The sequence below is a fragment of the Streptomyces sp. NPDC045022 genome (assembly GCF_056432605.1).
Map to the genome: position 1 here is coordinate 547,924 of NZ_JBWKIR010000002.1, position 26,825 is coordinate 574,748.

Below are 26,825 nucleotides of genomic sequence, written 5' to 3' on the forward strand. Positions count from 1 at the left end.
GAGCCGCGGGCGTGGTCGTTCAGGCGGAGCGCAGGGACACGGGCGCGCTGCTGTATCCGTACAGGAAGTTGGAGTACACCCGCTCGGCGGTGCCCCGGGGCTCGACGCTCGCCACCATCTCGCGCAGCGAGGACAGCAGTGCTTTCAACTCCGCGCGGCCGAGGAAGGCGCCCAGGCAGAAGTGCGGGCCGAAGCCGAGGGTCGCGTGCTTGTTGGGGGTGCGGGCCAGGTCGTAGCGGCGGGGGTCGGCGAAGACGGTCTCGTCGAAGTTGGCGGAGGTGTTCCACAGTGTGACGATGTCCCCCGCCGGGATGGTCCGGCCGCCGATCTCCACGTCCTCCTTGGCCCGGCGGCCGAAGTGCATCGCCGGCGTGGTCCAGCGCAGCACCTCCTCGGTGGCGCTGTCGACGGTGACCTCGCCCGCCTTGAACGACCGCCACTGCTCGGGGTGTTCGATGAAGGCGAGGATCGTGCCGATGGAGGCCATCCTGCTGGATTCGTCACCACCGATGATGAGGCTGTAGCAGTTGAAGACGATCTCCTCCTCGGTCAGCGGGCGCCCCTCGATCTCGGCGGTGGCGAGGGTGCTGACGACGTCGTCACCGGGCTTCTTGCGGCGGTGGCGGGCCAGGTCGGAGAAGTACAGCAGGATCTCGTTGCGGGCCAGCCAGGCGTCCTCGGGGCTGCCGTCGCTGTTGTCCGCGCTCAGCACCTGCTTGTTCCAGTCGAGCAGCGGCTGCCGGTCCTGCGGGGGCACCGCCATCAGGTCGCAGATGGTGCCCATCGGGATGTGCTCGGCGATCGCCTCCGCGTAGTCGAAGCTCTCCCGGTCGAGGACCTGGCCGAGCAGGTCCCGGGTGCGCTTGTTCACCTGCTCCACCACATGGCTCAGGGCGCGCGGCGAGAACGACTTGAGCATCAGGGTGCGGATGGCACGGTGACGTGCGCCGTCGCTGACGGCCAGCATCTTGCCGGCTGCCGAGTCGCCGCCCTGCAGCAGGGTGGCGAGTACGTTGCCACGCTCGGAGGTGAAGCGCGCGTTGTCCTTGTAGACGGCCACCACGTCGTCGTAGCGGGTGAGGGCCCAGAACGCCGGCTTGCCGCCGGTGGGCCGGTGGTGGTGGACGGGCCGCTCGGTGCGGAAGCGCTGCCACAGGTCGTGCAGCCCGTCCGCGGTGTCGGTCACGAAGGTGCGGGGATCGGTGAGGTCAACGGCGTCCAGGTCGCCGTTCAGGGCGGGGACGGTGTCGGTGCTTGTGGTCATCTCGGCGGTTCCGGTCTCGTCGACGGTCGGTGACTGGCTTGTGGGGCTTGCGACTTGTTCGCGCCGCCAGGACCGGGCGGCCTGTTCCGTGGTGCGCCAGGTCCTGTCGTCAGCCTCCTGCCGTCCGCCCGCTCGGCAGAGCGGGCATCGCGACGCGAGGCTGGGGAAGGGAGTGTGCGGACACCCCCTAGGGCCGGGCCGCCTGTTCCTCGGCGCGCCGGCGGATGCCGTGCAACCACTCGCGGCGGATCAGGCCACTGGGCAGCCGGATGAGCGCCCAGTAGCGGGCGAAGCGGCGCCGGGCCACCTCGTCGGTGCTGATCACCCTGGTCTCGGTGGTCAGCCGCCCCTCGACGACCCGGAAGTCGAAAGCGACCTTGTAGTGGCCGGGGCGGTCGAAGGCGGCGAAGGCCTCGCCCAGCGGTTCGGCGAGGGTGGCCGGGCCCTTCGGCTCCTCGATGGACACCACCGCACCGATCACCAACTGGTCTTCGTCGCGATGGAGTTCGGTGAATCCGCCATGGGTCATGGAGGTGATGAAAGGCTCGTTCGCCTTGTCGCGTTTGGTCCCGAAGGAGCCGAACATCAACATGGCGTGGCACAGCGGCAGATCTCGCCACCTCGTCTCCTCCACCGCCCGCAGCACCCGCTCGCACGGCGCGCGCACCGCCACGTCGTGCCGCTCCCGGTGGTCCCAGCGGGGCAGGAGTCGGTCCAGTGCCCGGTCCGCCATGTCAGGCCACCTCTGCGTGTATGGCTCCGTAGGAGCGCCGGGTGCGCCGCTGGAAGCCGCGCGCGAGGAAGGTGAACAGGATCCCGCCGAGCATCCAGTACGGCTCGTACACGAGGACGCTGAAGCGCTCGTCGCCGGTCAGCGGCTTGTCACGCTGCCCGGTGAGGAAGACGGCCAGATCCACCATGCTGGGCGCCGAGTGGCAGATCATCAGCACGGCGCAGAACCAGGCGCCGCCCAGGACGAACCAGCGGGGGAAGGCCATGCCCCAGTCCTGCACCAGGGCGAGCGCGCCGACGGCGCCCACCAGGTTCATCGGGATGGCGATCAAATCGATGACGAACAGCGGCTTGTTGTCGACCAGGGACTGGTGGGGCGGCAGCCCCAGGGTTCCGCCCAGCGCCCAGTAGGTGTGGAACCCGGCGAACACGGTCATCCACAAGCAGGCGACGAAGCCCGTTCTGCGCTCCCACGTCCGCGCGGGCCGGGACCGGCGAGCCCGCTCGGCCACCAGGGTCCAGAGGCGGTCGCGTGCCGTGAGCGTGTTGTGCATCAGATTCCCATCGGAGTGAGGAGTGCCGGACAGTGCGGGCGGGCCGGCCGCCCGTGTGCGACCGGCCCGCCCCACCCTGTCAGCTTTGCAGGCCGGATCCGTGCCCCATGGGGCAACCGTAGGCGGCCTCGCCCTGCGGGCCGGTGGCCGGCTCCTCCTCGGGTGCCGCGTGCACGTGGCTGCGCGCGTCGTGCAACTCGGGGAAGAACCACTTGTCCAGAGTGGAGCGGAGAAACTCGGAGCCCGAAGTGCCGCCGCTGCCGGGCCGGGTGCCCAGCGCGCGGATGACGAGGAGCCAGTGCTGGTAGCGCCATCGGTGGAAGAGGGCGTCGTACTCCAGAAGGTCCTCGGCGGTGTCGCGCAGCTCGTCCACCAGCAGGTCGGGCCCGAACAGCTCCTCGGGGGTGAGCCCGCGGCGCTGGAGGACCTGGGTGAAGACGTCGTGCAGGCTGGGCTCCTGGAAGCGCAGCTGCAGCCGCTCCCGCTCCGCGGGGGTGGCTCCGGGCAGGTTGAGGTAGCGGCGGTCGCGCATGCCGGAGAGCATCTCCAGCTCGCGGAACTGCACCGACTGGAACCCGCTGGACTCACCGAGGGCGCCACGGAACTCGTTGAAGCCGGCCGGGGTCATGGTGGTGAGCACGTCGACGTGATCCAGCACCAGCGAGACGATCCGTATCACCCGGCGCAGGCCCCGGCGGGCGTTCCCGAAGCGCTCCCCCGCCAGCGCCTCGCGCACCTCCTCCAGCTCGTGGAGCACGCACCGGAACCACAGCTCGATGGCCTGGTGAGTGACGATGAAGAGCATCTCGTCGTGGGCCCCGGTGCGCGGGCGCTGCAACGTCAGCAGCCCGGGAACCTCCAGGTACGAGCCGTACGACAGCGGTTCGACTTCGGCCTCGGCTCGTATGCGGGGTTCGACGGCGGTACTGGGCATCACGTGAGGTCCCCCCTCGGTCGTGCCGCTCAACGAGCTGCGGCAGTACGGTACTTGCGGACGGCCATGGGCGCGACGACCGCGAGGATGACGGCCATCCAGGCCAGGCTGAGCGGCACGGGGTGATCGGCCGGAAAGGAGTGCGTGGTGGTCGCCGAGGGGTTGCCCCACAGCTCGCGGCAGGCGCCGACCACGGAACTCAGCGGGTTCCACTGTGCGGCCACCGTCAGCCAGTGCGGCAGCCCTGTGAGCGGAATGAAGGCGTTCGACAGGAACAGCACCGGCATCAGAAGCAGCGACGGCACCTGCGAGGCGGTCGCGGGGTCGCCGACCGAGAGGCCGATGAGCGCCCCCAACCAGGCCATGGTGAAGCCGAACAGCAGCAGGACGCCGAACCCGGCGGCGACCTTCGCCGGGCTCTCGTGCGTACGCCAGCCGATGCCGAGGCCGACGGCCGCCATGGCGACGCAGCCGAGGGCGCGCAGCACGGTGTCGCCGAGGGTGCGGCCGAGGAGGACCGCGGCGCCCGACATGGGCAGCGAGCGGAAGCGGTCGACGAGCCCGTTGCGCAGGTCGTCAACGGTGCCGACGGCGGTGCCGGGGACGGCGCTCATGACGCCCTGGATGAAGATGCCCGCCATGATGAACTCGGCGTATCCGCCGTGCGGGACGTGGATGACGCTGCCGAACAGCACTCCGAAGAGCAGGACGAACACGGTCGGCAACAGCACCGCGTTGACCAGCTGGCCGGGCTTGCGCCGCAGGTGGCGCAGGTGCCGTTCGAAGCAGATCAGTCCGTCGCTCACCGCCGACAGCGGCCGCTCGCCCGCCATGGGCTGCGCTGTGGCGCTCATACCGCGCTCCTCTCGTGGGTCGGGTGCAGAGTGGGCGTGCCGGCCGGCGCGGGTGGTTTGCCTGCGCCCGCGCCGTCCTGGGCGCGCCCGGTGAGGCTGAGGAAGACGTCGTCGAGGGAGGGGCGGCGGACGGCGAAGTCCGTCACCGGCACCTGGGCGGCCCGCAGTGCGAGGGCGGCCTCGGTGACGTCATGCAGCCCGCCGACGACCGGCACGGACAGCGTGCGGCCGTCCTCGCTGGTCACCGGCATCGTGCGCAGGGCCTGAGCCAGGGCGGCGTGCGCGGTGGGCTGCCAGGCCGGGTCGGCGAGGCCGACCTCCAGGCGTTCGCCACCGACCGTGCGCTTGAGCTGGTCCGAGGTCCCGTCGGCGATCACCTGACCGGAGTCGATCACCACGATCCGGTCGGCCAACTCGTCGGCCTCCTCCAGATACTGGGTGGTGAGCAGCACGGTGACACCTGCGGCGACCTGCTCGCGGATCATCTCCCACAGGTCGAGCCTGCTCGCCGGGTCGAGCCCGGTGGTCGGCTCGTCGAGGAAGATCACGGAGGGCCTGGCTATCAGGCTGACCGCCAGGTCGAGACGGCGACGCATGCCGCCCGAGTAGGTGCCGGCGGGCCGGTCGGCTGCGTCGGTGAGGCGGAACCGTTCGAGCAGTTCGCTCGCCCGCCGCTTGGCCGGCCCCCGGCGCATCCGCTGGAGCATGCCCACCATCCACAGGTTCTCGGCGCCGGTGAGCGTCTCGTCGACGGCCGCGTACTGGCCGGTGAGACCGATGGAGCGCTGGACCTGCCGGCGGTCGCGCTGCACGTCGTACCCCGCGACCCGGGCGGTGCCCGCGTCGGGTTGGATCAGGGTGGACAGGATGCGCACCGTCGTGGTCTTGCCCGCGCCGTTCGGGCCGAGCACTCCGAGCACGGTACCGGCCGGGACGTGCAGGTTCAGGCCGCGCAGGGCCTCGTGGTCGCCGTAGCGCTTGCGCAGTCCCTCGGCTTCGATCGCCAGGTTCACTTTCAGCTCCTCACTCGCCGCGGAGTCGGTCCGCGACCACATGGCCGATCCGGGAGATCGGTTCGGGACGGGTCATCTCGTCGTGAGTGCAGGCGACTTCGTGGATCTCCAGTCGCCCCGTCACGTACGCCTGCCAGGACTGCACGCTCGGCGCTCCCGCGTCGCGCCCTTCCGTGGCGAGGAAATACAGCACGTCGCCGCGGAACTCGCCGGGCCGCAGAACGTCGCCGACGGCCTGGTTGTTCGCGGCGACCCGTTCGATCGCCGCCACGTGGCGGGCCTCCAGGCCGGCCAGGGCGTTCTCGCCACCGCTGAGCAGCTCGGCCACGGCGACGTGGTCCAGCCCGGTGCCGTCCTCGGCGGGCGCCTGACCGGTGAGCGAGGCGAGTTCGCGCAGGAACTCGTCGCCCTGGAACTCCGCGCGCCGGCGCCCGGTCGGGTAGGCGTCCATCAGGGCCAGCAGCGCGACCTCCTCGCCCTCGGCCTGGAGCCTGGTGGCCATCAGGTGCGCCACCAGACCGCCGAAGGACCAACCGAGCAGGTGGTATGGGCCCTCGGGCTGGATCCTGCGGATCTGTGCCAGGTAGTCGTCCGCCATCTCCTCAGGACCGGCCGGCAGTTCGCCGTGCCCGGTCAACCCGCGGGCCTGCAGAGCGTAGAGCGGCCGGTCGCGTTCCAGCGCGGGGACGAGACCGGAGTACACCCAGCCGACACCGAGCCCGGGGTGCACGCAGAACAGCGGGGGCAGGTCACCGCCGGCACGCAGCGGCAGCAGGACGTCCAGGGCGTCGTCGAGGGTGTCGGAGCCGAGCCGCGGTTCGAGGCGGGCGACCGTCGGGGCCTCGAAGAGGGTGCGGATCGTGAGGTCCGCGCCGAGTGTCTCGCGGATCCGGCCGGCCAGCCGCAGGATCAGCAGGGAGTGCCCGCCCAGTTCGAAGAAGTCGTCGTCGATGCCGACCGGTTCGGTACCGAGCACCTCGGCGAACAGCCGGCACAGCAGCTCCTCGCGTTCGGTGCGCGGCGCGCGGAACTCCCGCTCGGAGCTGAAGCCGGGCCTCGGCAGCGCGGGTACGTCGAGCTTGCCGTTGTGGGTCAGCGGCAGCTCCTCCAGGGCGACGAACGCGGCCGGGACCATGTACTCGGGCACCGACTCGGCGACCAGCGTGCGCAGTTCCTCCGCCCCGGGCACCGGGTCGCCGGTGACGTAGGCGACCAGGCGCTGGTCACCCGGGATGTCCTCGCGCAGCACCACCGCGGCCCGCCGCACGCCGGGATGCCGGGCGAGCACGGCCTCCACCTCGCCGGTCTCGATACGGAAGCCGCGCAGCTTGACCTGCCCGTCGGCGCGGCCCGCGTAGACGAGCTGGCCCTCGCGGTTCCAGTACGCCAGGTCCCCGGTGCGGTACATCCGGGTGCCGGCCGGCCCGAAGGGGTCGGCGACGAAGCGCTCGCCGGTGAGCGCGGCCCGGTCGAGGTAGCCGCGCGCCAGGCTGCGGCCCGCGATGTACAGCTCGCCCCGCACCCCCGCCGGCACCGGGCGCAGCCAAGCGTCCAGCACGTAGGCGCGCGTGCCGGCGAAGGGGCGCCCGATCGGTACCGGCCCGTCGGGCAGGTCCGCGCCCGGCTCGATGCGGTACTGGGTGCAGTTGACGGTGGCCTCGGTCGGCCCGTAGACGTTCACCACGGTGGTGCCGGGGCGACGGTTGCGGAATCCGGCGACGGCCTCCGCGCCCAACGCCTCGCCGCCGAGGAGGAGCTCACCGGAGGGCGTGTGCGCCTCGGGGAGGGTGGCGAGCTGCGGCAGGTGGCTCGGGGTGGCCTTCAGGAAGGTGACGTCGGTGCCGGGGTCCGGCGCGTCGTCGAGCGCGGCGAGCCGGACGTGGCCGCCGGTGACCAGCGGCGTGTACAGGGCGGTCACGGTCAGGTCGAACGTCACCGGGGAGTGCAGCAGCGCGGCCCCGGCGGCGCTCGGATAGGCGGCCGACGTCCAGCTCAGGTAGTCGGTGACCGAGCGGTGTTCGACCACCACGCCCTTGGGGCGGCCGGTCGAGCCCGAGGTGTAGATGAGGTAGGCGGGGTGCGCCTGCGCCAGCGGGGCGATCCGCTCCGCGTCAGTGAGGTCGGCGTCGCTCAACCCGGTGAACAGCATCACGGTCATCGAGTCGTCGGTCGTCTCGCGCGCCTCGCCGGCCGCCAGGGCGGCGAGGGTGTCGAGGTCGTCGAGCGAGTCGATCTCGTCGAGCAGCAGCCTCGGGGTTCCGTCGGCCGGCAGACCGGAGGCGGTGCCCGACTCGGTGACGACGAGCACGGGGCGGGCGTCGGACAGCACGAACCGGGTGCGCTGCACCGGGTGCTCCGGGTCGAGCGGCACATAGGCGGCGCCGGACTTCAGCACGGCGAGAAGGGCGACGACCAGGTCCACCGAGCGCGGCAGGCAGATCGCCACCGTCCTCTCGGGCCCGGCGCCGCGGGCCACCAGCCTGCGGGCGAGCCGGTTGGCGCGGGAGTTCAGCTCCTCGTAGGTCAGCCGCTCCTTGGCGGTGCTGACGGCGGTGTGCTGCGGGGTGCGCCGCACCTGGGCCTCGAACAGCTCGGGCAGGGTGCCCGTCGGGCCGCCGCTGCCGCCGTCGCCGTGGGCCAGCAGTGCATGGCGCTCGTCGCCGGTGAGCACGTCGAGGGTGTTCACCGGGGTGTCGGGGTGGTCGGTGGCGGCGGTGAGCAGGGTGCCCAGACGCGTGGCGAGCCGTTCGGCGGTGGCCGGGTCGAACAGCTCCGTGTTGAACTGCAGCACCCCGTCGATGCCGTCCGGGGTTCCCGCGGCGTCGAAGCGTTCCCCGAGGTGCACGGCCAGGTCGAACTTGGCCACCTCGGAGTCGGCGGCGTACGGGCTGGTCGTGGTGCCGTCGAGGTGGAAGTCGGCCTCGGCGTTGTTGTGCACCGAGAACAGCACCTGGAACAGCGGGTGCCTGGCCAGCGACCGGGTCGGATTGAGCACCTCGACCAGGCGCTCGAACGGCAGGTCCTGGTGTGCGTACGCGGCGAGGTCCGTCTCGCGTACGCGGGCGACCAGTTCACGGAAGGTGGGGGTGCCGGAGGTGTCGGTGCGCAGCACCAGGGTGTTGACGAAGAAGCCGACGAGGTCGTCGAGGGCGTCGTCGGTGCGTCCGGCGACCGGGGTGCCGACGGGGATGTCGGTGCCGGCGCCCTCCGCGGTGAGCACGGCGGCGAAGCCCGCCTGGAGCACCATGAACATGCTGGCCCGGGTGTCGTGGGCGAGCCGGGCGAGCCGGGCGTGCAGCCGGGCGTCCAGGGTGAAGCGGACGCCGTCGCCACGGTTGCCGAGCACGGCCGGACGCGGCCGGCTCAGCGGAAGCTCCAACTGGTCGGGCAGCCCGGCCAGGGTGCGCTTCCAGTGGGCGATCTGCTGGGCGGCGACGCTGCGTTCGTCCGCCTCGTCGCCGAGGAGGCTGCGCTGCCAGAGCGCGAAGTCCGCGTACTGCACCGGCAGCGGCTCGAAGCGCGGCGCCGAGCCTTCCCTGCGGGCAGCGTAGGCGGCGGCGAAGTCGCGAGCCAGCGGAGCCATCGACCAGCCGTCGGTGGCGATGTGGTGCAACACCAGGAGCAGCACGTGTTCTTCGGGACCGGTGCTGAACAGCAGGGCGCGCACGGGGAGTTCGCTGGTCAGGTCGAAGCCGCGGGCGGCCTCGGCGGCGATCAGCCGCTCCAGCTCGTCCTCGCCGGCGGAGGCGAAGGTGAACACGCTCCGGCCGCGCTCCAGCGGCAGCACCTCCTGGCGGGGCTCGCCGTCGGTGGCGGGGAAGACGGTGCGCAGCGACTCGTGCCGCTCCGAGAGGTCGGCGAGCGCGGTGTTGAGGGCGGCACGGTCGATGGTGCCGTGCAGGCGTATCGCGAGCGGGATGTTGTAGGTCGCGCTCGCGCCCTCCATGCGGTTGAGGAACCACAGCCGCCGCTGGGCGAAGGACAGCGGCACGGTCTCGGGCCGCTCGACGGCGCGCAGCGGCGGTCGGGCGCCGCCGGCGGCGACGATCCGCTGGGCCAGCTCGGCCGGGGTGGGCGCCTCGAACAGGGCGCGGATGGCGAGCTCCACGCCGAAGTCGGAGCGAACCCGGCTGACCAGGCGGGTGGCGAGCAGCGAGTGGCCGCCGAGCGAGAAGAAGCTGTCCTCCACGCCGACCGCGTCCAGGCCGAGGACATCGGCGAAGAGCGCGCAGAGTGCCTCCTCCTCCGGAGTCTCGGGAGCCCGGCCGCCGCTGGAGGCGGCCATCTCCGGCGCGGGCAAGGCCTTGCGGTCGACCTTGCCGTTGGGCGTGAGCGGGAACTCGTCCAGAACGGCGATGGCGGACGGCACCATGAACTCGGGCAGCACGGCGCCGATGTGCTCACGCAGCACCTCGGGTTCGGGACGCTGCTCGCCGGCGGCGAGCACGTAGCCGACGATGCGCTTGTCACCCGGCTCGTCCTCGCGGACGACGACCACGGCGTGGCCGACACTCTCGTGCCCGCCGAGCACCGACTCGATCTCACCCAGCTCGATCCGGAAGCCGCGGACCTTGACCTGGTTGTCGGCGCGGCCGACGAACTCCAGCTGGCCGTCGGGTCGCCGGCGGCCGAGGTCGCCGGAGCGGTACAGGCGGGCGCCGGGCGGGCCGAACGGGTCGGCGACGAACCGCTGCGCGGTGAGCGCGGGCCGGTCGTGGTAACCGCGGGCGAGACCGGGGCCGGAGAGGTATATCTCGCCTACGGAGCCTTCGGGCACCGGGCGCAGCCAGCGGTCCAGCAGATACACCCGCGCGTTGACGAATGGGTGCCCGATGGGCGGGGTGCCGCCCACGGAGAGCGGACCGCTCATGGTGGCGCCCACGGTGGTCTCGGTGGGGCCGTAGCCGTTGAGCAGGCGCCGGCCCGGCGCCCAGCGGGCGACCAGTTCGGGGGTGCAGGCATCACCGGTGGAGACCAGCGTGGCGCCGACGAGGATGTCCTCCTCGGCCGGAAGCGAGGCCAGCGCCACCGGCGGCAGCGTGGCGTGGGTGATCCGGTGGCGGCGGACCAGGGCGGCCAGCGGGTCACCGGGCAGCAGTTCGTCGGAGGGGGCGAGAACCAGGGCGGCTCCGGAGAGCAGGCCCATGGAGATGTCCCAGAAGCCCGCGTCGAAGCTGACCGAGGCGAACTGCAGGACCCGGCTGCCGGGGCCCGGCTGGACGGCCGCGGCCTGGGTGGCGACCAGGCTTGCCAGACCGTGGTGCGCGACGACGACGCCCTTGGGGCGGCCGGTGGAACCCGAGGTGTAGATGACGTACATCGGGTGCGCGGTGGTCAGCGGGGCGCGGCGCTCGGCGTCGGTGACCACCGAGGAGTCCCGGGCCCGCAGTTCGTCTCTGGTGCCGGGCGCGTCCATGACGAGGCGGGGCACCTCGGGTGCCAGGCCGTCCAGGAGCGCGGCGGTCCCGGTGGTGGCGATCAGCAGTCCGGGCCGGGCGTCCTCCATCATGAAGGAGAGGCGGTCCACCGGGTACTCGGGGTCGAGCGGCAGGTAGGCGGCACCGGACTTGATGACCGCCCACAGCGCGACGATGAGGTCGATGGAGCGCGGCACCGACACCGCGATGAACTGCTCCGGCGCCGCGCCGAGTTCGATCAGCCTGCGGGCCAGCCGGTTGGCCCGCTCGTCCAGTTCGCGGTACGAGACGGTGGTGTCGCCGAAGATGAGCGCCGGCGCGTCGGGGGCCTCGGCGACGCGGGCCTCGAACAGCTCGGGCAGGGTGGCCGGGGTGACCCCGGCGTCGGCGGCGCCGTCGTTGTAGTCGCGCAGCAGCCGGCCGCGTTCGGCCGGGGAGAGCAGGTCGAGGCGGGCGACGGTCTGCCCGGGGTCGGCGGCGACGGCTGTGAGCATCCGCACCAGCCGGTCGAGTACGGCGCGGGCGGCCGCCTCGTCGAAGAGGTCGGGGGCATAGCACAGGCGCAGGTGCAGGTCCTCCCCCATGAGCCCGGCGGCGAGGTTGAGCGGGTAGTGCGCGCCGTCGCGGCCGTCCACCCCGCTGAACCGCACGCCGCCCACGACGAGTTCCTCGGTGGTCGGGTCGACCGGGTAGTTCTGGTAGACGAGCGTGGTGTCGAACAGCTCCTGGTGCCCGGAGAGCTGCTGTACGTCGCTGAGCCGGACATGCTGGTGGGCGAGGAGTTCGCTCTGCTCGCCCTGGAGCCGGGTCAGCGCCTGCGCGAGCGTCTCCTCGGGCCGGAACCTGATCCGTACCGGCAGGGTGTTGATGAACAGTCCCACCATGGTGTCGACACCGGGGATCTCCGGCGGCCGCCCGGAGACGATGGCACCGAAGACGACGTCGTCTCGTCCGGTGAGCGCGGTGAGCAGCAGGCCCCACACGCCCTGGACGACCGTGTTGACGGTCAGCGAGTGGCTCCGGGCGAAGCGGAGCAGGCCCTCGGTGATCTCCGGCGGCACCTGGTGCCGCGCCCAGCCGGGTCGCACGAGTTCCCGGCCCCGGTGCACGGGGGCGACCAGGGTCGGCTCGTCGATGTCGCTCAGGGCACCGGTCCAGGCCTCGCGCGCCGCCAGCGGGTCCTGCTCGGCGAGCCAGGCCAGGTAGTCGCGGTACGGGGTGACGGGGCGCAGCACCGAGGGGTCGCCCTGGCTGCCGTAGAGGTCGAACAGCTCGCGGACGAGGACCGGCACCGACCAGCCGTCCAACAGGATGTGGTGCTTGGTCAGCATGAGCCGGAACCGCTCGGGACCGAGCCGGAAGACGGTGAAGCGCAGCAGCGGCGGGCGGCCCAGGTCGAAACCGAGGGCCCGGTCCTCGTCGGCGCGGCGGGCGAGTTCGGCGAGGCGGCGGTCCTCGTCGAGGCCGCTCAGGTCGACCTGCGCCCAGGGCACCCGGACCTTGCCGTGCACGAGTTGGAGAGGTCCGGCCGAGCGGTCGCGCCGGAAGCCGACCCGCAGGTTGGCGTGCCGCTGGAGCAGGACTCGCGCGGCACGGTGCAGGGCCCTGACGTCCAGGGGGCCCTCGAGGTCCAGGAGGAGCTGGTGGACGTAGAGGTCCGGTCCGTCCTCGTCGTAGAGGGCCTGGAAGAGCATGCCCTCCTGAAGTGGCGAGAGGGGGAGGATGTCCTCCACCGCGGGCTTGCTCACTTGGCCATCTCCCAATCGTCCGAGAAGTCGTCCTCGTCGTCCCAGTCGTCCACGTCGAGGGGCTCGACGCTCGCGGTGACGGCGTCGAGTTCGTCCTGGCTGAGGCGGACCAGCGAGAGGTCCGAGGGGGTCAGTCCGCCGATGTCGCGGCGCCCCGCGTGGGCCGCGAGAGCCCGTACGGCACGCGAGAAGCAGGAGCTGATCTCGCGTACGTCCGTCTCCCGCAGCAGGGTCTGCGGCCAGGACCAGACGAGCAGCAGCCTCGGCCCGTCCGGGTGATCCTCGGTCATCGCGTTGACGGCGAGGGCGTGGGTCAACGGGGTCTGCGGGTCGGGGCGGCCGCCGGAGAGGTCGGCGCCGCCGACCATCTCCGCGTCCGCGACCGGTGTCCAGGGCGCAGCCTCGCCGGCGCCGGCCGAAGCAGACCTGCCCAGGTAGTTGAAGCTGATCTGCGGGCCGATCAGGTCGCTGAGCACGTCCCGGGTGCCGTGGTTGAGGTAGCGCAGCAGCCCGAAGCCGATGCCGTTGTCGGGCAGGGCCCGCAACTGCTCCTTGATCCGCTTGAGAGCCTCGCCGACCTCCGGTCCGCCCTGCTCCAGGGCGGTCAGGTCGCAGGTGCCCGGGTCGAGGCGCACCGGGTGGAGGCTGGTGAACCAGCCCACGGTGCGGGACAGGTCGACCCCCTCGACGAGGTCCTCGCGGCCGTGCCCCTCCAGGTCGACGAGCACGTCACTCTCGGCCTCGTCGTCCCGGCCGGCCCGCCAGTCGGCGACGGCCAGGGCGAGCGCGGTGAGCAGGACGTCGTTGACGCCCGCGTGGTAGGCGGCGGGCAGGGACGTCAGCAGCGGCCTGACGTGCTCGGCCGACTCCGTGGTGGTCAGGAAGCGCATCGTCTCGAAGACGTCCTGGCCCGGGTCGAGCGGACGGTCGCCGAGCAGCTCGTCCGGGTACTCCAGCATCTCCTCCCACAGCGGGAGCTCGGCTTCGCGCTGCGGGGTGTGGGCCAGCTCGACCAGGTGCTCGGCCCAACGCCGCATCGAGGTTCCGGTCGGCTGCAGCTCGGGCCTCTTGCCGTCGGCGAGGGCCTCGCAGGCGGCGGCGAGGTCGGGGACCAGGATCTGCCAGGAGACGTTGTCGACGACCAGGTGGTGGGCGACGAGCAGCAGGCGCCCCGGGCGTCCGGGCCCGGCGTCGAACCACACCGCCTGGAGCATCCTGCCCTCGTCCGGGTTGATCCGGCCCCAAGCAGCCTCGCTCTGGTGCGAGGTGAGCGCCCGCAATGCGGCGGTGTCACAGTCGGCCGCGTCGATGCGCAGCACGAGGTCGGTGGCGTCGACGGTGCCGCGCGCGGGGACTTCGAGGCGCCACTGGCCGGTCTCCCGGATCAGCCGCATGCGCAGGGCGTCGTGGTGGTCGAGCACCGCCTGGAGGGCCTCGACGAGCTGCTCCTCGGTGAGGCCGGCCGGCGCCTGCAGCAGCGTCGACTGGTTGAACCTGGCGATGGGGCCACCGCGTTGGCGCAGCCAGTGCACGGTCGGGGTGAGCGGGATCTCCCCGATGCCGAGGTCGGGTCCCTCACCGACGACCTGGTCCAGGCTTCCGGCGACGGCGGCGAGCGCGGCGACCGTGCGGTGCTGGAAGACCTGCCGCGGGGTGAGGACCAGGCCGCGCTGCCGTGCGCGGCTGACCAGCTGGATGGACAGGATGCTGTCGCCGCCGAGGTCGAAGAAGCTGTCGTCGAAGCCGACCGTGTCCAGGTTCAGCAGTTCCCGGAACAGGCCGCGCAGCGTCTCCTCGCGGGTGTCGCGGGCCTCGCGCCCGTCGCCGCCGGTGGACAGATCCGGCGCGGGCAGCGCTTTGCGGTCCAGCTTGCCGTTGGGAGTCATCGGGAACTCGTCGAGCACCATGACGGCCGCCGGGACCATGTAGTCGGGAAGTTCCGCGGCCACCCGGGCCCGCAGCTCGGCGGGTTCGACCGCGGCCGTCTCGTCACCGGCGTGACTCGGCGCCACGTAGGCGACGAGGCGGCGCACGCCCGGCTGGTCCTCGCGCACCAGCACGGCCGCCTGGCCCACGCCCTCCTGCGCGGCGAGGACTGCCTCGACCTCACCCGGCTCGATGCGGAAGCCGCGGATCTTGACCTGATCGTCGGCCCGGCCGACGTAGTCCAGCTGCCCGTCGCGGCGCCGGCGCACCAGGTCGCCGGTGCGGTACATCCGCTCACCCGGCCCGGCGAACGGGCAGGCCACGAACCGCTCCGCGGTCAGCGCGGCGCGGCCCAGGTAGCCGCGGGCCAGCGAGGGACCGGCCACGTACAGCTCACCGGTCACACCCGGGGGCACCGGGCGCAGCCGGCCGTCCAGGACGAACAGCCGGCCGCCGAGCACCGGATGGCCGATCGGCACCGCCCCGCCTGCGGTCAGGGCGCCGCTCATCGACGCGCACACGGTGGTCTCCGTGGGCCCGTAGGCGTTGATCAGGTTGCGGCCGGCCGACCAGCGGGAGACGACCTCGGTGGACAGTGCCTCGCCGGCCGAGACCAGGGTGCCCTGCGGCAGCAGGTCGGCGTCGGCCTCCATCGCCGCCAGCACCACCGGCGGCAGGGTCGCGTGCGTGACGCCGTACGTCTTGAGGGTGTGGGCCAGCGGTTCGCCAGGTTGAGTGCCCTCGGCGCCCGCGACCACCACGGCCGCCCCGGAGAGCAGGCCCATGCACAGTTCCCAGAACGCCGCGTCGAAGCTCGGCGAGGCGAACTGCAGCACGCGGCTGCCCGGCCCCACACCGAGGCGCTCGGCCTGGGTGTGCAGCAGGCCGGCCACACCCGCGTGCGACACCACCACACCCTTCGGGCGCCCGGTGGAACCCGACGTGTAGATCACGTACGCGGAGTTGGCGGCCGTCAGCGCCGCCTCGGGTGCCTGCTCGGCGAAGCGCGAGAGGTCGAGTTCGTCGAGCAGGACGGTCTCGGTGCCCTCCGGCAGCCGTTCGCCGGCCTCGCCGGTGGTGAGCACCAGGGCGGGCTTCGCGTCGTCGAGCATGTAGGCGATGCGGTCCTGCGGGTACTCCGGGTCCACCGGCAGGTAGGCGCCGCCGGCCTTCCACACCGCGAGCACCGCGACCACCAGGTCCGCCGAGGAGCGCGGCAGCATCAGCGCGACCAGGGACTCCGGGCCGACTCCCAGCACTTCCAGGAAGCGCGCCAACTGGTTGGCTCGTACGTCCAGTTCGGCTGCGGAGAGGGTCTGGTCACCAGTCACCAGGGCGGGCGCCTGCGGCTCCGCGGCCACCCGGCGCGTGTACAGGTCGGCGGCGGTCAGCGGCTCGATCTCCCGCGCGGCGTCGCCCTGGTCGGTCAGGATCTGCCGCCGCTCCTGCGCGGTCAGGATGTCGAGTTCGCCGATCGGGGCGCCTGGGTCGGCGACGGCGGCGGCCAGCAGCCGCAGCAGGCGGTCGACCAGCAGGGCGACGGTGGCGTGGTCGAACAGGTCGCTGCTGTACTCGACCAGGCCGTCGAGGCCGCCGGAGGCCCGCTCGGTGAACTCCAGGCCGAGGTCGAACTTGGCGGCGCCGGTGCCGACGGGGATCGACTCGACGTCCAGGCCGAGCAGTTCGGGGGCGATGCCGCCGGTGTTCTGCAGGACGAGCATCACCTGGAACAGCGGGTGCCGCGCCTGCGAACGATCCACCGCCAGCGCGTCCACCACCCGCTCGAACGGCACATCCTGCTGCGCGTACGCCGCCAGGTCCCACTCCCGCACCCGACCCAGCAACTCACGGAAACTCGGATCACCCGACACGTCCGTACGCAACACCAACGTGTTCACGAAGAACCCGACCAGATCGTCCAGCGCCTCGTCCTGACGCCCGGCGATCGCACCACCGAGCGCAATGTCCTCACCCGCGCCCATCCGCGACAGCAACGCCGCAAGACCCGCCTGCAGCACCATGAACAACGTGGCGCGCGACTCGCCCGCCAGGGCGGCCAGCGAGCGGTGGAGTCCAGGAGTTACGGAGAAGGTCAGCATGCCGCCGCGGTGGCTGGCGATCGCGGGGCGGGGACGGTCGGTGGGCAGCTCCAGCATCTCCGGCACACCCGCGAGCACCTCCCGCCAGAAACCCAGCTGACGCGACAGAAGACTCTCCGGATCCCCCTCCTCACCCAGCAACTCCCGCTGCCACAACGCATAGTCCGCGTACTGCACCCCCAACGCCGACCACCCCGGCACCCCACCGGCCACCCGCGCCTCGTACGCCACCGCCAGATCCCGCCCCAACGGCACCAGCGACCAGCCGTCCGCCGCCACGTGATGCACCGTCAGCAACAGCACCTGCTCCTCGCCACCCAGCACGAACAACACCGCACGCACCGGCAGCTCACCCGCGAGATCGAACCCCCGACCCGCGTACTCACACAGCAACCCCTCCAGATCAACACCTTCCGCGACCTCCACGACCTCCAATCCCGGCCGCGCCGCATCCCCCGCCAGCACCTCCTGCCACGGCACACCCCCCTCCTCCGGGAACACCGTCCGCAGACTCTCGTGCCGCGCCACCACATCACCCAACGCGCCCGCCAACGCCCCACGATCCACCACACCCCGCAACCGCAACGCGAACGGGATGTTGTACGTGGCGCCGGCGCCCTCCAGGCGGTCCAGGAACCACAGCCGCCGTTGCGCGAACGACAGCGGCACCCGGGCGGGGCGTTCGGCGGGCAGCAGCGCGGTGCGTGCCTCGTCCGCTTCGCCGATCCGCTCCGCCAGCGCGGCGACCGTGGGTGCCTCGAAGAGGGTGCGGATGGCGAGCTCCGCGCCCAGGGCCGTACGGATCCGGCTGACCAGGCGGGTGGCGAGCAACGAGTGCCCGCCCAGTTCGAAGAAGTCGTCGTCGACGGTGACCCGTTCGACGCCGAGCACCTCCGCGAACAGGCCGCAGAGGATCTCCTCGCGGGCGTCGCGCGGTGGCCGCCCGGAGGCGGAGCCCGCGACGTCGGGGGCGGGCAGCGCCGCCCGGTCCAGCTTGCTGTTGGCGGTCAGCGGCAGGTGTTCGAGAGTGGTGAAGGCGGCCGGGACCATGTGGTCGGGCAGGTTCTCGGCGGCGTGTGCGCGCACGTTCGGCAGTTCGCCGTCCTGTCCGGGCGACGGGACCAGGTAGGCGACGATCCGCTTGTCGCCCGGCTGGTCCTCGCGGACGATCACGGCGACCTCGGCGACGGCCGGGTGCTGGGCGAGCACCGACTCGATCTCGCCCAGCTCGATCCGGAAACCCCGGACCTTGACCTGGTCGTCGGCCCGGCCCACGAACTCCAGGGCGCCGTCTCCCGTCCAGCGGGCCACGTCGCCGGTGCGGTACATCCGCTCCCCCGGCGCGCCGAACGGGTCGGCGACGAAGCGCTCGGCGGTGAGGTCGGGCCGGTCCAGGTAGCCGCGCGCCAGCCCGGCGCCGGCGACGTACATCTCCCCGGCGACGCCGGGTGCGGCGGGTCGCAGGCCGCCGTCGAGCACGTAGATCCGCAGGTCCGGGATGGCGCCGCCGATCATGCTTCCGGGGCCGGCCGCGGCGCCCGGCGCGTCCAGTTCGAGATGGCTGACGTGCACCGTGGTCTCGGTGATGCCGTACATGTTGACCAGGACGGGGGCGCGGTCGTCGTGGCGGGTGTACCAGTCCGCGAGCCGCCACAGGTCGAGCGTCTCGCCGCCGAACACGACGTGCCGCAGGGTCAACCCGTCCCCGAGCTGCGGGTTCTCGCGGTCGGCGCGCATCAACTGGTAGAACGCCGAGGGGGTCTGGTTGAGGATCGTGACCCGTTCGTCGACGAGCAGCCGCAGGAAGTCCTCCGGGGACCGGGTGACCTCGTGCGGCACGACGACGAGCCGGCCGCCGTGCAGCAGCGGGCCCCACAACTCCCAGACCGAGAAGTCGAAGGCGTAGGAGTGGAAGAGGGTCCACACGTCCTCGCGACCGAAGTGGAACCAGTGCTTGGTGGCGCCGAAGAGGCGGATGACGTTCTGGTGCGGGACCACCACGCCCTTGGGGCGGCCGGTGGAACCCGAGGTGTAGATCACGTACGCGGCGTGGTGGGGAAGCACGCGCACGCCCGGGTCGGTGACCGGCTCCGCGGCCAGCGCAGCCTGGGTGTCCGGTGCGTCGAGCAGCAGCCGCTCGGTGTCGCCGAGCCCGTCGGGCAGGCCCGTGTCCGAGCGGGAGACCAGCAGGACCGGGCGCGAGTCCGCCAGCATGTAGGCGAGCCGGTCCGCGGGGTAGGCGGGGTCCAACGGCACGTATGCCGCACCCGACTTGAGCACCGCGAGGACGGCGACCACCAGGTCGGGGGAGCGCGGCAAGGCGAGCGCCACGAACCGCTCCGGTCCCGCGCCGCGCCGCATCAGCAGCCGGGCCAGCCGGTTGGCGCGCGCGTCGAGCTGCGCGTACGTCAGCTGCTCGTCGCCGCACGTGACGGCGACGGCCCTGGCGCTGCGGGCGGCCTGCACGGCGAAGAGGGTGGAGACGGTGTTCGGGGCGACCGGCGCGCACCGTTCGCCGCGCTCGTTCCACTCCTCGACGATGCGCCGCAGCTCCTCCTCGCCGAGGATGTCGTAGCGGCCGGTCGGCCTGGTCGGGTCCGCGGCGAAGGCCTCGAAGATCCGCGTCAGGTGCTCACCGACGCGGCGCACCGTCTCGGTCCCGAAGAGGTCGGGGCGGTAGTCCAGGCGCATCCGCAGGCAGCCGTCGGCCACGTCGGCGATGACCCCGAGCGCGTAGTGGGTGGCGTCGGTGGCGCGCAGTGCGGTGAGCTCCAGGTCACCGCCGGCGGGCTGGAGCTCGGCGGGGTCGAGGGGGTAGTTCTCGAAGACCGCGATGGTGTCGAAGAGGGTGCCGTGCCCGGCGACACGCTGCACTTCGGTCAGCCCCAGGTGCTGATGGGCCATCAGGTCGGCCTGCCGGGACTGCAGCCGCTTCAGGGCGTCCGCGAGCGGCTCGGCGGCCGGCAGTTCGATGCGCACCGGAAGCGTGTTGATGAACAGGCCGACCATCGACTCGATGCCCGGGATCTCCGGCGGCCGGCCGGACACGGTCGCGCCGAAGACGACGTCGTCGCGACCGGTGAGCTTGCTCAGCAACAGCGCCCAGGCGCCCTGCAGCAGGGTGTTGAGGGTGAGCCCGTGCTGCCGCGCCCGCGCCCGCAGGCGCTCGGTCAGCTCCGCCGGAAGCTCCACGGTGAGATGCCGCGGCGGCACCGTGACCGGCGGCGCGTCGGCGGGCGCGAGCAGACTCGGCCCGTCGAGTCCGGCGAGCGCCTCGCTCCAGGCCGCCTCGGCCGCGTCCTTGTCCTGGGCGTTCAGCCAGCCGAGGTACTGGCGGTACGGGGTGACCGTCGGCAGCGCGCTCTCGTCACCACGGTTCGCGTACAGCTCGAACAGCTCGCGGACGAGGACCGGCATGGACCAGCCGTCCATCAGGATGTGGTGCTTGGTCAGGACCAGGCGGTGACTGCCTTCGCCGAGCCGGAACAGGGCGCAGCGCAGCAGGGGTGGCCGACTGAGGTCGAAGCGCTCGGCCCGGTCGGCGGCGATCAGCCGGTCGAGTTCGGCGCTTCGCCGCTCCGGGTCCGTCTCGGTCGACAGGTCGGTCTCCGTCCAGGGCAGTTCCACCGTCTGCGGAACGACCTGCACGGTGCGGCTGAGCCCCTCGTGGCGGAACCCCGCGCGCAGGTTGGGGTGGCGGCGCAGCAGCGCCTCGGCCGCCGCTCGCAGGGCGGCCGCGTCGAGCGCGCCCTCCAGGTCGAAGACCAGCTGCACGGTGTAGACATCGGCGGAGTGCTCGTCGTACAGGGCGTGGAAGAGCAGCCCCTCCTGCAACGGCGTGAGCGGCAGTACGTCGGCGAGTCCCGGCTTGGTCATTACGAGGTTCTCCAGTCGGCTTCCAGCAGGTCGATCTCGGCCTGGGACAGTGAGACGAGGGTCAGATCGGAGGGGGTACGCCCACCGGCCTCGGGCACGCGGGCGTGGTCGGCCAGTACGGCAAGGGCGCGGAACCAGGTGTCGGCCAGGTCGGCGATCTCGGCCTCGGTGAGCAGGTCCCTGGCCCACGACCAGGTCGCCACCAGGCGTGGGCCGTCGGGGCCGTCCTCGGTGAGCGCGTTGAGCTCCACTTCGTGGGTGAGCGGCATCCCCGGGTCGCTGCCGCCGCCCAGCGCGTCGGCCTCCGGGGCCGCGGTCCACGGCTGCCCGGCGCTGTCGGCGGCCGGAAGGCGACCCAGGTAGTTGAAGCCGAGCTGCGGCGGTGAGCTGTGCGGCAGCAGTGTGGCGGGCGTGAGGTAGCGGAGCAGTCCGTAGCCGATGCCCCCGTCGGGCACCGCGCGCAGCTGCTCCTTGATCGCCTTGAGCACCTCGCCGACGGCCGCCCCGCCCCTCCAGAACCCGGCACGATGTGCGCTGCCCGGGTCGAGGCGTACCGGATGCAGGCTGGTGAACCAGCCGACGGTGCGGGACAGGTCGGCGCCCGGCACGACGTCCTCCCGGCCGTGCCCCTCCAGGTCGAGCAGCACCGCTGGGTCGCCGCCCCGCCCGCGCCGCTCCCGCCAGTCCGCGACGGCCACCGCGAAGGCGGTCAGCAGGACGTCGTTGACCTTGGTGTGGAAGGCGGCGGGCACCTGGGTCAGCAGGGCCGAGGTGTGCTCCGTGGACAGGCTCCGCTCCAGGGTGTTCTCGGTGGCGAAGGTGTCCCGAGCGAGGTCCAGGCGCCGGCTGCCCAGGATCGGGTCGCCACCCGCCAACTGGCTGCGCCACAGGTCGAGTTCGCCCGAACGCCGGGCCGCGGCCTCGCCCAGCGCCTCGGCCCAGGCGCGCAGCGGGGTGGCCACCGGGGGCAGCGCCGGCTTCTCGCTCCGGGCGAGGGCGTCGCAGGCGGCGGCGAGGTCCGGCACCAGGATGCGCCAGGAGACGCCGTCGACGACCAGGTGGTGGACCAGCAGCAGCAGTCTTCCGCTCCGGTCGGGTCCGGCGTCGAACCAGACCGCCTGGAGCATCACCCCGGCGTCGGGGTCGAGCCGTCCGGCGGCCGACTCGGCGTTCGCGGCGATGGCCGCGCGCCGCACCTTGTCGGACGCGCCGGGCAGCACGGTCCGGCGGATCAGCGCGGCCGCGGAGACCGTGCCCGGCTGGGGCACCTCCAGCGCCCAGTCGTCCTCGCGCACCAGGCGGGCGCGCAGCGCGTCGTGCCGGTCCAGCAAGGCCTGCACCGCGCCGGTGAGCTGGTCCTGGGTGAGGCCGCCCGGGGTGTGCAGCAGCATGGACTGATGGAAGCGGCCGACGGGCCCGCCGCGGTCGCGCAGCCAGTGCACGATCGGCGTGGCGGGTACCCGGCCGACGCCGCTGCCCGCGGTGAGCGGGCCCACTTCCGTCTGTCCGGTGCTGACGGCCACCCGTGCGAGCGCGGCCGGGGACTTGTGCTCGAAAACGTGCTGGGCGGTGACGACGAGGCCGGCCTGTCGTGCGCGGCTGACCAGTTGGATGGACATGATGCTGTCGCCGCCGAGGTCGAAGAAGCTGTCCTCGGCGCCGACCGCGCTCAGGCCGAGCAGTTCACCGAAGAGCCCGCAGAGGATCTCCTCGCGCGCCCCGCTCGCCGCCCGTCCGCCGCCGGCGGACAGGTCGGGGGCGGGCAGTGCCCGGCGGTCCAGCTTTCCGTTGGGGGTCTGCGGGAACGCGTCGAGCACCACGATCGCTGCCGGAACCATGTAGTCGGGCAGCGACTCGCCCACGTACGCGCGCAGCCCGGAGACGACCGCCTCGGCCCCGGGGCTCGGGACGACGTAGGCGACGAGGTGCCTCACGCCCGGCTGGTCCTCGCGCACCAGGGCGGCGACCTGACCGACCGTCTCGTGCCGGGCCAGTACGGCCTCGACCTCGCCGAGTTCGATGCGGAAGCCGCGGATCTTGACCTGGTCGTCGGCCCGGCCCGCGTACTCCAGCTGCCCGTCGGGGCGCCACCGCGCCAGGTCGCCGGTGCGGTACATCCGCTCGCCCGGCCCGCCGAACGGACAGGCGACGAACCGCTCCGCGCTCAGCCCCGGGCGCCCGAGGTAACCGCGCGCGAGTCCCGCTCCCGCCAGGTACAGCTCGCCGAGCACCCCGGGCGGCACCGGCCGAAGCGCGGCGTCGAGCACGTACAGCCGGGTGTTGTCGACGGGCCGCCCGATCGGCGGCGCGGTGCCGGCGGTCACCGGGCCGCTCATGGAGGCGCAGACGGTGGACTCGGTCGGCCCGTAGGCGTTGATCAGGTCGCGGCCCACCGACCAGCGGTCGGCGACCTCGCCGGCGAGCGCCTCGCCGGCGGACACCAGGGTGCCCTGCGGCAGCAGGTCGTCGTCGGCCGCCATCGCCGCCAGCACCACCGGCGGCAGCGTGGCGTGCGTGACGCCGTACGTGCGCAGCGTGCCGGCCAGCGGCTCGCCCGGCTGGAGATCCGCGGCACCGGCCACCACCACAGCCGCTCCGGACAGCAGGCCCATGCACAGTTCCCAGAACGCCGCGTCGAAGCTCGGCGAGGCGAACTGCAGCACGCGGCTGCCCGGCCCCACACCGAGGCGCTCGGCCTGGGTGTGCAGCAGACTGGCCACACCCGCGTGCGACACCACCACACCCTTCGGGCGCCCGGTGGAACCCGAGGTGTAGATGACGTACGCCGGGTGCGCCGGCAGCACCGCGGGCGTGGGTGTGCTGTCCGGCTCTCCGCCGCAGTCGGCGGTGTCGGTGTCGTCGTCGAGCAGGAAGGCCTCGGTGCCCTCCGGCAGCCCCAGCACCGTCTCGCCGGTGGCCAGCACGAGCGCCGGGCGGGCGTCGTCGAGCATGTACGCGATCCGGTCCGCCGGGTAGGCCGGGTCCACCGGCAGGTAGGCGCCGCCGGCCTTCCACACCGCCACCGCGGCGACCACCAGGTCCACGGTGGACCGGGGCAGGGCGAGCGCGACCAGTGACTCCGGGCCCACCCCGAGCAGCGTCAGCCGGCGGGCCAACCGACCGGCCCGCGCGTCGAGTTCGGCGGCCGAGAGGATCCCGTCGGCCGAGATCACCGCGTCCGCGCCGGGAGCGGCGGCCACCCGGCGGGCGAACAGCTCCGGCACCGTCAGCGGCTCAAGCGCCGCGACCGCGTCGTTCCAGCCGCTCAGGACGTTGTGGCGCTCCTGCTCGGCCAGGATGTCGTGCGCGCCGACCGGGGCGGCGGGGTCGGTGGCCACCGCCTCCAGGAGCCGGACCAGGCGGGTGGCGAGGCTCGCTACGGTGGCGGCGTCGAAGAGGTCCGTGGCGTATTCGAGCAGGCCACCGATCCTCCCGTCGGGGTGCTCGGTCATCTCGAAGGCCAGGTCGAACTTGGCCGCACCGGTGTCGACCCGGCTCATCTCGGTGTGCACGCCGGGGATACGCAGTTCGGCGGCGGCGGTGTTCTGCAGGACGAGCATCACCTGGAACAGCGGGTGCCGCGCCTGCGAACGATCCACCGCCAGCGCGTCCACCACCCGCTCGAACGGCACATCCTGCTGCGCGTACGCCGCCAGGTCCCACTCCCGCACCCGACCCAGCAACTCACGGAAGCTCGGATCACCCGACACGTCCGTACGCAACACCAACGTGTTCACGAAGAACCCGACCAGATCGTCCAGCGCCTCGTCCTGACGCCCGGCGATCGCACCGCCCAGCGCAATGTCCTCACCCGCGCCCATCCGCGACAGCAACGCCGCAAGACCCGCCTGCAGCACCATGAACAACGTGGCGCCGGAGTCCTTGGCCAGCGTCCCGAGCCGCAGGCCGAGAGCGGCGGGGATCTCGAAGGCGTGCCCGGCGCCGCGGTGGCTGGCGATCGCGGGACGGGGACGGTCGGTGGGCAGCTCCAGCATCTCCGGCACACCCGCGAGCACCTCCCGCCAGAAACCCAGCTGACGCGACAGAAGACTCTCCGGATCCCCCTCCTCACCCAGCAACTCCCGCTGCCACAACGCATAGTCCGCGTACTGCACCCCCAACGCCGACCACCCCGGCACCCCACCGGCCACCCGCGCCTCGTACGCCACCGCCAGATCCCGCCCCAACGGCACCAACGACCAGCCGTCCGCCGCCACGTGATGCACCGTCAGCAACAGCACCTGCTCCTCGCCACCCAGCACGAACAACACCGCACGCACCGGCAGCTCACCCGCGAGATCGAACCCCCGACCCGCGTACTCACACAGCAACCCCTCCAGATCAACACCTTCCGCGACCTCCACGACCTCCAATCCCGGCCGCGCCGCATCCCCCACCAGCACCTCCTGCCACGGCACACCCCCCTCCTCCGGGAACACCGTCCGCAGACTCTCGTGCCGCGCCACCACATCACCCAACGCGCCCGCCAACGCCTCACGATCCACCACACCCCGCAACCGCAACGCGTAAGGCAGGTGGTAGGCGGCACCGCCGTTGCCGAGGCGGTTCAGGAACCACAGCCGGCGCTGCGCGAACGACAGCGGTACCCGCTCGGGACGGAGGGCGGGCAGGACCGCCGGGCGGGCCGTCTCCGCCTCGCCCAGCCGCTCCGCAAGGGCGGCGACCGTGGGCGCCTCGAAGACCGTGCGCACCTGGAGCTCGACTCCGAGGGCGGCCCGGATCCGGCTGACCAGGCGGGTGGCGAGCAACGAGTGCCCGCCCAGGTGGAAGAAGTCGTCGTCGATGCCCACCGACGGCACCGCGAGCACGTCGGCGAACAGGCCCGCGAGCTGTTCCTCCTGCGGGGTCCGGGGACCCCGGCCGGAGGCGGCGGAGGCGAAGTCGGGCGCCGGCAGCGCCCTGCGGTCCAGCTTCCCGTTGGGCGTCAGCGGGAAGCTGCCGAGGGTGACGAAGGCGCCCGGGACCATGTAGTCCGGCAGGGAGCGTGCGGCCAGTTCGCGCAACTCGTCGGCGGACGGGCACACGGTGCCCGGGGCCGGGACCAGGTAGGCCGCGAGAAGCGGCGAACCCGGGCGGTCCTCGCGGGCGACCACGGCGGTCTGGGCGACGGCCGGGTGCTGGGCGAGCACCGACTCGATCTCACCCAGCTCGATCCGGAAACCCCGGACCTTGACCTGGTGGTCGACCCGGCCGAGGTAGTCCACCTCACCGTCGGGACGCCTGCGGGCCAGGTCGCCGGTGCGGTACATCCGCTCCCCCGGCGCGCCGAACGGGTCGGCGACGAAGCGCTCGGCGGTGAGGTCGGGCCGGTTGCGGTAGCCGCGCGCCAGGCCCTCGCCGGCGATGTAGAGTTCGCCTTCCTCGCTCGGGCGCAGCCGCTCGTCGAGGATGTGGACGCGGGTGTTCCAGATCGGGCCGCCGATGTTGGGCAGCACCGACCCGTCCGGAACGGCCGCGGCAGTGGACCAGACCGTGGTCTCGGTCGGCCCGTAGAGGTTGGTGACCCGGCTGCCGAGGGCGCCCATCGTGTCCGCGAGGGACGGCGCCAGGGCCTCGCCACCGACCAGCATCCGCAGCCCGCGCAGGGCCTCGGGCTGCTCGGCCGTCAGGGCCTGCCACAGGGACGGGGTGGCCTGCATGAGGGTGGCGCCGCCTCCGGTGGCGAGGGCGGCGAGGCGGGCCGGGTCGATGACGGTCTCCCGCGGGGCGAGCAGCAGCCCGGCCCCCGTGATCAGCGGCAGGTAGAACTCCAGCACGGCGATGTCGAAGGCGACGGTGGTGACGCCGAGCACCCGGTCCGCGCCCGTCATGGGGAAACGGTCCGCCATGCAGGACAGGAAGTTGAGGACGTTGCGGCGGGTGATCAGGACGCCCTTGGGCCGGCCCGTGGAGCCGGAGGTGTAGATCACGTAGGCCGGGTGCTCGGGGCGCAGGGGGCAGAGACGGTCGGCATCGCGGAGGTTGCCGTCCGGCCGGCCGGCCGCCTCCGCCTCGACCGCGGCGAGCAGTTCGCCGTCCAGGTGCAGGGCGGGGCGGGCGTCCTCGCGGATGTAGCGGATCCGCTCTTCCGGGTAGTCGGGGTCGAGCGGCACGTACCCGGCCCCGGATTTGAGGACGGCCAGCAGCGCGACCAGGAGGTCGAGGGAGCGCGGCAGGCTGACCGCGACCAGACGCTCCGGCCCGGCGCCGCGGGCGACCAGCACCCGGGCGAGCCGGTTGGCGCGTGCGTTGAACTCGGCGTAGGTGAGCCACTCGCCGTCGAAGACCACGGCCGTGGCCCGCGGAGTACGGGCCGCCTGGGCCTCGATCAGCTCCGTCAGGTCGGCGTCCGGCAGCGCGCACGCGGTGTCGTTCATCATGTCAACCCCCCTTGAATGACGCTCGGTT

General features: G+C 72.7%; 8 protein-coding genes and 1 pseudogene. All 9 read right to left on the reverse strand.

What is annotated here, in order from left to right:
* Positions 1 to 19 precede the first annotated feature (19 nt).
* Entirely contained in the window at positions 20 to 1,264 is a 1,245-nt protein-coding gene (locus AC07C1_RS05685; protein ID WP_478937107.1) for a cytochrome P450, read from the reverse strand.
* A 187-nt stretch (positions 1,265 to 1,451) separates the two neighbouring features.
* Positions 1,452 to 1,997, reverse strand: coding sequence for a hypothetical protein (locus AC07C1_RS05690; RefSeq protein ID WP_478937108.1), 546 nt, complete (start codon positions 1,995 to 1,997; stop codon positions 1,452 to 1,454).
* Between the two features lies 1 nt (position 1,998).
* Complete coding sequence (locus AC07C1_RS05695; protein WP_478937109.1) at positions 1,999 to 2,550, reverse strand: DUF3995 domain-containing protein; 552 nt, start codon at positions 2,548 to 2,550, stop codon at positions 1,999 to 2,001.
* Between the two features lie 79 nt (positions 2,551 to 2,629).
* Entirely contained in the window at positions 2,630 to 3,484 is an 855-nt protein-coding gene (locus AC07C1_RS05700) for a tryptophan 2,3-dioxygenase (protein WP_478937110.1), read from the reverse strand.
* 29 nt (positions 3,485 to 3,513) lie between these two features.
* On the reverse strand, positions 3,514 to 4,338 hold the full coding sequence (locus AC07C1_RS05705) for an ABC transporter permease (protein WP_478937111.1): 825 nt from the start codon (positions 4,336 to 4,338) through the stop codon (positions 3,514 to 3,516).
* On the reverse strand, positions 4,335 to 5,393 hold the full coding sequence (locus AC07C1_RS05710) for an ATP-binding cassette domain-containing protein (protein ID WP_478937112.1): 1,059 nt from the start codon (positions 5,391 to 5,393) through the stop codon (positions 4,335 to 4,337). Before AC07C1_RS05710 ends, AC07C1_RS05705 begins: the two co-directional genes overlap by 4 nt.
* On the reverse strand, positions 5,362 to 12,516 hold the full coding sequence (locus AC07C1_RS05715; protein ID WP_478937113.1) for an amino acid adenylation domain-containing protein: 7,155 nt from the start codon (positions 12,514 to 12,516) through the stop codon (positions 5,362 to 5,364). Before AC07C1_RS05715 ends, AC07C1_RS05710 begins: the two co-directional genes overlap by 32 nt.
* Positions 12,513 to 20,417: an amino acid adenylation domain-containing protein gene (locus AC07C1_RS05720; protein ID WP_478937114.1), complete on the reverse strand. Its 7,905-nt coding sequence runs from the start codon at positions 20,415 to 20,417 to the stop codon at positions 12,513 to 12,515. Before AC07C1_RS05720 ends, AC07C1_RS05715 begins: the two co-directional genes overlap by 4 nt.
* Positions 20,417 to 26,797 (reverse strand): annotated as a pseudogene (locus tag AC07C1_RS05725) (amino acid adenylation domain-containing protein); the annotation flags it as partial. The gene AC07C1_RS05720 and the pseudogene AC07C1_RS05725, both read right to left, overlap by 1 nt.
* Positions 26,798 to 26,825 lie beyond the last annotated feature (28 nt).